General features: G+C 41.3%; 2 protein-coding genes. Both read right to left on the reverse strand.

Translation table 11 applies throughout. The features are described 5' to 3' along the window. On the reverse strand, nt 1-501 hold a 501-nt coding region (locus ABYK33_RS15615; protein WP_373034246.1), incomplete at its 3' end, for an NAD-dependent deacetylase. Between the two features lie 220 nt (nt 502-721). Next, entirely contained in the window at nt 722-1,762 is a 1,041-nt protein-coding gene (locus tag ABYK33_RS15620; RefSeq protein ID WP_373034247.1) for a sodium:calcium antiporter, read from the reverse strand. Between the last annotated feature and the right edge of the window lie 270 nt (nt 1,763-2,032).

A 2,032-nucleotide genomic window follows, 5' to 3' on the forward strand; every position in this document is an offset into this window, starting at 1 on the left:
AGGTTCTTTGGCTTTAAAACCCTCTTCTATCTCTATAAAGGTATCATCAGCACTCCAAAGTATCCCCTGACAATTATCGATACATTGCATATGATGGATAGAGCCGTGACACTCCATCACTTGTTCTTCTTTAAAACCAGCCTTTTGAAATTGACCATCCACATTTGAAGTGAAAATATGTGCTCCATATTTTTTAGTATTAGAGACTTCTAATAGCTTCAGAAAACCTTCATGAGGTACGATATCACGGTAAAGATGCAACCTGTGACCATAAAAAGCCCAAGCAAGCTGAGGGTCAGATTCAAAGCACTCAGGATTTGCCATCTCTTCAAAATGGAGTCCTAGTTCTTTCGCTTTAGGATAAGCATTCCAAAACCCCTCTACCCCTCTAAAGTCAGGTAACCCTGAGTCCACTCCCATTCCTGCTCCAGCAGTAATGAAAATGGCATCTGCATCTTCCAATAATTGTTTTGCTCTATGTAAGTTCTCTATGATATTCATACAAAGATTATAGCATATTATATATCGTCAATATCAAGAGATATTTGATACCTTATTAATACTCAAATAAAGCAATAATAGGACATATTTGGAGTTTTCATAATACCACTAACAAGTCGTTCAACAATGAAATTTCTAATCAATATGCCCCTTCACTCAAACATTATGAAAATAATGTATCACGAAGGAATGTAGAATACAGAAGTTCATACAATTTGTTCTACACAAATCCCATTCCAAGCAATGCAACACCCCCACAATACAATAGCAGTAGCACCGTACTTTCCAATCCAATGTTTCCCGGACCATAGCGCTGTCGATAGACAAGTCCCATCAACAGTGTACCTGTCATTAAAAGTGAATTTGCTAGCCAAAATACTTCCGTAGAAGAGATGGCAGCATAGATCGGACCTTCATTGTAGGCAATATCGGATGCTGCTATAAAGAGTGTATCAAAAGCATTGCCTCCGATAATGTCACCTACTGCAAGATTAAGTGCTCCCATCCTTACGGCGGTAACAGCGACGACCAGTTCAGGGATGGAGGTTGAGATGGCTGTCAAGACACCACCAACAACACCGTAGGAAAGCCCCGTTCTCTGTACAAGAGGTACGGCGAGCTGTGACAGAAGCCATCCCGCACTGGCAACAATAACGGAATAGATAATAAAACGACCCCACAAACCTGCCAAGTCTTTTGACATCCGCTTTATACTTTTATGTTCCTCTATTGGTGTATCATGTGTTTTTCGTGGCAGCCACATCGGCATCTTATGTGTGCGTGAAAGCAAATGTATGCCAAAAAGGTAGACGACGATCAACAGCAGTGTGGCAGGATGTATAACCCAGATAGACAGATTAGGTACGGCGATTCCCATTAGGTGGATACTTAACAGAGTCATCAGCAATGTCGTCATGAATAGATTTTCCGCAGAAGCGGTAGCATGCTCCAAATTCGCCCTTCTGTAGGCAATATCAGCGATGGCAAGAAAAGCCGTCTGAGCTGCTATACCACCAAGGCTGTTACTGACAGCAAGCTCCGCGTAACCAGACATCGCAGCCGTAACGGAAGTCGTAATCCCCGAGAGCGACGTAGAAGCACCAATGAACAGCGCTCCCATCAGCACTTCACCCATCCCCGTCTCGTGTGCCAGATCACGCGCCGTTTTCGTCATCTGTATTCCGAACCATCCAACGACAAGTGTGGCACACAGAAAGGCAATAGAGATATTCGTCAATGACCAACCTGCCAGATTCATCATGTAAAACTCCTAATTAGTGATATTAGCATTTATTTCGTCTTCTTACAACGCAAACATACTTTTAGAAAGTCAGACGAACTAAAACCCAAAACTGCTTTTTGAGTTCTCACTTTAAACATTCAGAGTCTATAGTTCAATAGATCAACGGCACAAAAACAAATCCGTAAAATTCCTCTTTTTCGATCTGTGTTTCTGAGATCTTTGTAAATTTAAAAATAGACTCTCTTATGGGTATAACCAATATCCCACCTATTTTCAATTGTAAAAAAA

It is taken from the genome of Sulfurovum sp. (assembly GCF_041562805.1).
In the GTDB taxonomy this organism is placed as follows: Bacteria; Campylobacterota; Campylobacteria; order Campylobacterales; family Sulfurovaceae; genus Sulfurovum.